This window comes from Planomicrobium sp. MB-3u-38, assembly GCF_002836425.1.
Classification (GTDB): Bacteria; Bacillota; Bacilli; order Bacillales_A; family Planococcaceae; genus Planococcus; species Planococcus okeanokoites.
Map to the genome: position 1 here is coordinate 24,367 of NZ_PJBO01000078.1, position 7,152 is coordinate 31,518.

At 46.8% G+C, this 7,152-nt stretch carries 8 protein-coding genes; 5 read left to right on the forward strand and 3 right to left on the reverse strand.

The features are described from left to right. Position 1 precedes the first annotated feature (1 nt). From CXF70_RS16530 to CXF70_RS16550, 5 genes are all read left to right on the forward strand, one after another. Positions 2–934 (forward strand): ABC transporter ATP-binding protein, encoded by a 933-nt coding sequence (locus CXF70_RS16530; protein WP_101803563.1) that lies wholly within the window; start codon positions 2–4, stop codon positions 932–934. After that, positions 927–2,135: an ABC transporter permease gene (locus CXF70_RS16535; RefSeq protein ID WP_101803564.1), complete on the forward strand. Its 1,209-nt coding sequence runs from the start codon at positions 927–929 to the stop codon at positions 2,133–2,135. Before CXF70_RS16530 ends, CXF70_RS16535 begins: the two co-directional genes overlap by 8 nt. A 38-nt stretch (positions 2,136–2,173) precedes the next feature. Next, the gene (locus CXF70_RS16540; RefSeq protein ID WP_101803565.1) at positions 2,174–2,692 is read left to right on the forward strand and encodes a hypothetical protein; all 519 of its coding nucleotides are present in this window, start codon (positions 2,174–2,176) and stop codon (positions 2,690–2,692) included. A 264-nt stretch (positions 2,693–2,956) separates the two neighbouring features. Then, positions 2,957–3,298: a zinc ribbon domain-containing protein YjdM gene (locus CXF70_RS16545; RefSeq protein WP_101803566.1), complete on the forward strand. Its 342-nt coding sequence runs from the start codon at positions 2,957–2,959 to the stop codon at positions 3,296–3,298. 105 nt (positions 3,299–3,403) lie between these two features. Continuing rightward, positions 3,404–3,862: a hypothetical protein gene (locus CXF70_RS16550; RefSeq protein ID WP_233208668.1), complete on the forward strand. Its 459-nt coding sequence runs from the start codon at positions 3,404–3,406 to the stop codon at positions 3,860–3,862. A gap of 297 nt (positions 3,863–4,159) precedes the next feature. On the opposite strand, the gene CXF70_RS16555 is transcribed toward CXF70_RS16550, so the two are convergent. From CXF70_RS16555 to CXF70_RS16565, 3 genes are read right to left on the reverse strand one after another with little or no spacing between them, the layout of a single operon-like run. After that, positions 4,160–5,110: a hypothetical protein gene (locus CXF70_RS16555; RefSeq protein WP_101803568.1), complete on the reverse strand. Its 951-nt coding sequence runs from the start codon at positions 5,108–5,110 to the stop codon at positions 4,160–4,162. Next, complete coding sequence (locus CXF70_RS16560; protein WP_101803569.1) at positions 5,110–6,336, reverse strand: glycosyltransferase family 2 protein; 1,227 nt, start codon at positions 6,334–6,336, stop codon at positions 5,110–5,112. The genes CXF70_RS16555 and CXF70_RS16560 overlap by 1 nt, the downstream gene beginning before the upstream one ends. Further along, positions 6,333–7,094 carry a hypothetical protein gene (locus tag CXF70_RS16565; RefSeq protein ID WP_101803570.1) on the reverse strand — a complete coding sequence of 254 codons (762 nt, stop codon included), beginning with the start codon at positions 7,092–7,094 and terminating at the stop codon, positions 6,333–6,335. Before CXF70_RS16565 ends, CXF70_RS16560 begins: the two co-directional genes overlap by 4 nt. Positions 7,095–7,152: the final 58 nt, after the last annotated feature.

Genomic DNA, 7,152 nt, shown 5'->3' on the forward strand with positions numbered 1-7,152 from the left:
AATGGAAACGATGCTGACTGTCGAAGGTCTGGGAAAATCGTTCAAAGACAAACAGATCATCTCGAATATTTCCTTCGAAGTGAAAAAAGGGGAAATCATGGCGCTGCTCGGGCCGAACGGAGCGGGGAAATCGACGACGATCCGCAATATCATGGGCATCATGTATCCCGATGAAGGATCGATCACATTCCACAACAGTAAAGGGAAAGGGATCCCGCGGAATAAAATCGGCTACCTGCCGGAAGAGCGGGGGCTCTACAAGAACGTCAAAGTCATGGACATCTTATTGTATCTGGCGGAATTGAAAGATTATCCGCTCGACCGCGCCAAACAGCGCGCGCTCGATTATTTGAAGAAGTTCGGCCTTGAAGGAAAAGATAAAGTCTCTGTTGAAGAACTGTCAAAAGGGATGGGGCAGAAAGTGCAGTTCATCGCAGCCATTATTCATGAGCCGGAACTGCTGATCCTGGATGAGCCGTTTTCAGGGCTCGATCCGGTGAGCCAGGAACTGTTCAAAGAAGAAATCCGTTCACTGGCAGCAAACGGCACAGCGATCCTATTGTCATCCCACCAGATGAATCTCGTCGAAGAAATGGCGGACCGCTTGTTCCTGATCCACCGCGGCACGCGCGTCATCTACGGACCGCTCAGCGACGTGAAGAAAGAATACGCCAATTTCAAATGCACGATCAACGGGACCAACAGCTTGGCGCTGCTCGAAAGCCTGCCGGAAGTCGAGCGGGTCCAGCAGAACGGTGAATTGGCTGTGCTGTATTTGTCCAAACACATCCAGCCTGCTGTCTGGCTGAAAAACCTTCCAGCCGAACTGGACATCCAGGAATTGTCGATCGACCGGATTTCGCTTCATGAAATCTTCATCGATATCGCCACGGATAAAAATCTCTTGAAGGAAGCGGGTGAGCTGCATGCGTAACACGATGAAAGTCGCCAGATGGGAAATCAAACGGAACCTCAAAAACAAATCGTTCATTATCGGCATGTTCCTGACGCCGATCATCTTCCTGGCGTTCCTGTTGCTGCCGGATTTATTCAGCTCAGACGAGGAAGCGGCAATAACGAAAGTCTATGTCAACGAAGGGCTTGGCGTCTACGAACAATTGGAAGCGGCCGCAGCCAATACCGAATGGCAGATGGAACAGACGGACGTGACGGAACAAGAGGCGGAAGCGGCGCTTGGCACCGAAGAAGATGCCGCCTATGTCTTCATCGATGAAGAATCGGTCGAAACCGGCCAAGTCACGGTCTATACAAATGAAGAAACAAGCTCCGCTTTCATGGACGAAGTGCAGATTCTCGGCGGTCCATTGCAGATGCTGCAGATTGAACAGCTTGGTCTGACGCCGGAGGAAGCAGGCATTGTCGCGCAAGGAATCGTCTTTGAAGACGCGGCTGTAGCATCGGACGACGAAGGCCTGTTCAGCGAAAGCATGCTGGAACGTGTAATTCCAGGTGCGTTCGCCGCAGTCGTGATGCTGTCCATCGTCTTCACGGGGATGGCGATCTTCCAAAGCGCATCCCAGGAGAAAAAAGATAAGATCGCCGAAATCATCCTGTCATCGCTGACACCGGCGGACTTGATGCAAGGCAAGATCATCGGCTATTTCGTCCTCGGACTCGTGCAAGTCGTCGTCTTTATCGTCATCGCGCTGCCGGTGCTCATCTGGAAAATCGACTTTCCGGTCATCGAGTATCTGCTTGTGCCGGAGCTATTGGTGCTATTGCTCATTGCGATTCTCGGCTACTTGCTGTACGCGGCGCTGTTTGTCGGAATCGGCGCAACGATGGCCGACATGTCGACGGCCGGAAACTTCCAGGGCTTCGTCATGATGCTGCCGTTCAGCCCATTCCTGTTCATCGGTCCCGTATTCAGCGACCCGAGCGGATTCTTTGCCCAACTCGGCAGCTATATCCCGTTTACGTCGCCGGGCGTCCTGATCCTGCGCCTGTCGCTGCTTGAGGAATGGCCGTGGGTGGAAATCATCATCGCCATCGCCGTTCTCATCGTCAGCGTCTGGATCTTCATGAAACTCGCCGGCAAAGTCTTCCAGACCGGTATTCTCATGTACGGCAAGAATGCGACGCCGGGTGAGATTTGGAAGTGGATTCGGGCTTAATAAAAATTTTGATGTGAAAATGAAAGGATGGGTGGAAAATGGAGACGCCATTTGGTCAGCTAGAGATTCGGGTGTACGTTGAAGACGGGGAAGAAGTCGAAGCGGATGTGCAAGTGATTGAACAGAAAATCGATGAGCCGTTCCCAGTTGGCGGCCGTTACCTGATAGAAGTACGAGTGACACCGCTAAAGAAGCAGCTCCATATTTTCACCATCCGCTTTACGCCTTCTAAGGAGATTACCGATGCTTATATCGAGACCGGAGAGCATCTGGAATTGAAAAGCTGGATCAGCGGCAATTTTAAATGGAGCCTTGGAGTGGTGGACGAAGATTGGCTTCGGGCTTTGCGGAACGTGAACCTGAAGGACGTGGAATATCTTGATGACGGCATTTCGCTGAAGATCGATGGAATTCCCGCGGGAGAGGAATTCGTGCTGCCGTTTGGAGTGGCATGGAAAGAGATGCAGGATCGAAAAGAAGAAGAACATCATACCTGGTATGCGGCTGCTCCGGCGGATATGTATCCGCCGAAGTGGCTACAGCAGGAAGAAAAATGATTTCGCTATGGTTTATATTGTGCTCTTGGGATAAGCTTTTCCTGAGAGTATTTTTTATTTGCCTGCATTTATAAAACTCGGGGGAGTGGGAGAAGATGTTGTCGATTTTCAGAAAGAAATGTGCAGTATGCAAAAAGAAGGCTGCAGAGCCACGGAAGTATTTCAATGAAGTGAATAAAGCGATTATTGTTTGTGAGAAGTGTGTGTTGTACGCAGAGAGAAGAGCTTTCCGGAAACGGACGGCATAAACAGGAGGTAATAATAATGAACGAACTGCCAAATTGCCCGAAATGCAATTCCAAATATGTGTATGAAGACGGCAGCCAGCTCGTGTGCCCGGAATGTGCCCATGAGTGGACGCCGGGAGCAGAAAACGAAGTGGCTGGAGAAGAAAAAGTCGTGAAGGACGCCAATGGCAATGTCCTGCAGGATGGTGATTCCGTGACGGTCATCAAGGATTTGAAAGTGAAAGGCAGTTCGTCTGTCCTGAAGCAGGGCACGAAAGTGAAAAGCATCCGCCTGGTTGATGGCGATCATGATATTGACTGTAAGATTGACGGTTTTGGGCCGATGAAGCTGAAATCGGAGTTTGTGAAGAAGGGGTAAGTGGTGATTGATTGTTTTATAACCTTAGCCATGTTAATTAACTCTGTTGATAATTGAATACATGTGTAACTTTATTTGCTTTGGCGTGTCTAATCCTTAAGAGGAGTGATAGCGTTGAAAAAATTTTTCATTACGTTACTAATATTAGTTGGGCTAGGTTTTGGGATATATTTTGTTGTTGGATTATTTAATCCTACACCTCCTTCGCCAACTATAACTGTTGATGAAAAAGAACTGGACGTAGCAAGAGGTTCTTACTGTTGGGAAGGGTTATTCAATGCTACTTGTGCTGATACTATTCCTCCTCCAGAACTAATTCAACACCACAAAATTGAACCTGTGATTGTCTCATCTGAATCTGAGTTGAAAATTGAGTTTGAAAAAGAACCGAATGAAAATACAGTAGGCGTCACTAGATGGCTTAGTAATAATGAAGTTGAAGGTGTTTCTTTAAATAACAATGTTTTGATAGTGCCAAAAGAAAAAGGTATTTATATTTACGATGTCCACGCAAGTTGGGATAAAGGAAGTTCTAGTTATGCCTTTATTATTGAAGTTAAATAAGTCTTGTTGAAGCAATGGATGCTTTAGTTCAAGAAGTGAATGCAAATATGGAAATCTTTTAGTTCAATATGAGACAGGTTGATTAAAAACTCTTTCAAGCTATCAAAAGGAGAAGAAAAATAGCACTACTGATTCGCAAATTCAGGTTTCTGAAACCCTTGCGAATCAGGGTGCTATTTTGAGTTATAAAATGCCATTCAAATAGGCTCTAGTTTGTAGTCTATTTCGACGGTTATTTTAGCTTTTGCGATTCAAAATTGAACGGCTTAAAAAATTCCTTAAGCGCTTTTAGAAAAATTATTGTTTTTGCACGAGCATCTGGTAATGGATAAAGTCAAAGAAATGGGCGTTATCAAGCATTCCATCGGCAGCGATTTCCTTGGTATGCTGGAAGACTTCATCCGCCAGTTCGGTTTCACCCAGTGTTGAAAAATAAGCGTGCAAATAATAATAGACAGCCAGAGACTCGTAGTCCACCGTCGCTTTCAGCTTCTGCCGGTCGTATCTGCCGTAGAGTTTCTGTTCCCGGTTCCATTCTTCCTTGAGCCATTCCGCGAATTGTTCGGAGGGCTGGCCACTTTTTTCACGATTCAGCGCAATCAGCAATTGGTCGATCATGTGCACTTCGTTGCTGCTGATGTATTGTTCGGCCGCGGTGTCGTAGTATTCGGGAAAAAACACTTCGTTGGCATCGACCATATCCAGCAATTCGTAAGATTCGGCAGTAATCGCTCCATTATCATCCAGATAACTCAATGTCAGCCGCTCGGCAGGCATCCTGAGCGACCAGTCATAGAAATCCACTGTTAAACTCTCTTGGGTCTGAACAGCAGCTACAGCTTCTGAAAGTTTATCGGCAAGAGTTCTATATTCTTCATTGCCAAAAATATCACTCGCCTGCTCCAGAGCTTTGATGATCCGGATATCGTCGATCAGCGCATTCGTCGAAGCATTTTCGCTCAGGCGCCAGCGGATAAAGGAATGGCCGTTTTCCTGCGCGAGAAAGTGACTTTTCAACTGTTCAACCTGCTTGGAAAAGTTCTCTTCATCTTCAACAAGCGTTAAATACTCCATATATAAGCCGAGCGTTTCGGATAAGTATTCGGAATCCTGCTCTGTCGGGTAGGCGTGGATCAGTCCGTCGGCATTCGTATAATTTTTTTCGACCTGTTCCTGAACGGATTCCATTTTCCCGCAACCACCCATCATCAATAAAACCAGAAACAGCATCACGAACTTCATTGTCATCAGCCGATTCCTTTAAAGCGTTTCGTTTTGTCCCAGGCAATTGTTCTGCCGCGCAGGCGGCTCCACGCATAAAGCGAAAAACTGCGCAGCAGCAGCACGATGAACAGCTGGGCATAGGTGAAATACATGGTGAAGACGAAAAAGACATTTTTCAGCGTCACGTTGCGGTCGATCACCAACGCGCTCAATAATTGGCTGGTGTAGACGATATAACTCATGAACCAGAGGATCAGGAGCGGTGCCCCCATATTCGGAAACTCGTAGCCGGCCACGCTGAGGATGAAGAAGATATCCGAAAACAGCAGAACCAATACGAAAACAAGATAAGTCATGACATGCTGGAGGCTGAGGAAAAATGTCTTTCCTTTCCAATGCGTCAGATCCTGCAAGGATTTCTCCAGGAGGTAGATATTGCCGGTCAACCAGCGTGTCCGCTGCCGGATAAATGTTTTGATGCTTTCAGGTTCCTGTTCCCAGGTCTTCGATGTCGGAACAACCGGCAGCAGATAGCCTTTGGACGTGAGGCAGATTGTCAGTTCCGCATCTTCTGCAAGAGCGAATACATCGTAACCGCCGATTTCTTCAAGAACCGATCTCCTGAGCAGCATATTCGTGCCCGCAAGTGAACCAAGCTTGAATACTTTCCAGCGACCGCATTGCATCAATAATTGAAACACTTGAAATTCCAAAGCGATCATGCCGGTTAAGGTATTGGCGTTGCGATTTTTGGTCTTCACATAACCGACTGCGCCGACCGCGTTTTTAGTGCTTTCCGCCGTACACACCAATTTCTCCAAGGCATCGGTTTCGGGTTCATTGTCAGCATCGTAAACGACGAAATAATCCGAGTCGGAAATGCTCAACCCGTAATTCAATACCCGTGATTTGCCTGCAGGCGAACCGTCGGGAACGGAAATATAATGGATTCTGGAAAAGACGGCCGCAAACTCTTTGGCAATTTCCGCTGTCTCGTCTTTCGACCTGTCATCCAGCACATAAATGTCCAGCTTACCTTTGTATTCAAGGCGCGCCATGGCCCGCAGCGTGTTTTCGATGACGATGCCTTCGTTATGAGCGGGAATCAGCACCGCGACACTCGGATACACCTCTAATTCTTCGGGATCTTTGAATGTAATCCGGAACCAAACGCCTGAAATGGTCAAGATCGAGTAGAAAATAAGCAGCGTCCAGAAAAAGGCCATAATTATAAGAATAATGGAAGTCATAACGGTTTCCCCATCAATCCTGCAAGTTGTTCTGCGTCTGTTACCTGCTCGGTTACAGTGGCGTATGGCGAATCCGATAGATTAATTTCAGCCTGGACCTTTTCCCAGAAACGGTCCAATACGATTTGCACACCTTCTGAATGTGTATTCTTCAATAGAAGATAAATAGCCCCCATATCGCCTGTCGCCAAGTCGAATTTTTGGCGGATGCTCTGCAACGCCAGACGTTCCAGCTCTTCCTGCAGATTCACTTTCACGCGTTTATTGGGAGAAGTGATGGAAATCTTGACGAACCAGGCCTCTTCTTTATTCCGTTCCTTCGATTTCAACAGCCATTGCGCCTGTTCATCGAACTCCGGAAGCGTCAGCAGCTTGGTCACGCCTTTATATTTTTGCAGCAGACGAACCTCGTGCTTAAGATCATTATTTTCATAACCGAATTTTTTTATGAAGTTCATCAGGATCCAATACAATAGAAGAAAACTCGTCAGCAATAGATGCCCATACATATACAGGAGCTGAATCTCGGCCGATTGCTGATTGACAAAAGCATAGATTGTAAGAAAGACACCGTAGGAAAGGGTAATGGTTATTGCATACAAAAAGATGAATCTCTCTTGCACAGCAGTCATTACCAGGATGGAGATGCCGGCAAGTACAAGCACTGTCTGATAAAACGGCAATTCGAGAAAAGCGATTGCCCAGCCATTGAGCAGAATTCCCAGAAGCAGCGAAGCAAGTACAAAATTCTTTTTCATAAGCTCATTCCTCCCTTTTATGAAAATTAAGTATTTTGAATATTTTATCTATATAATT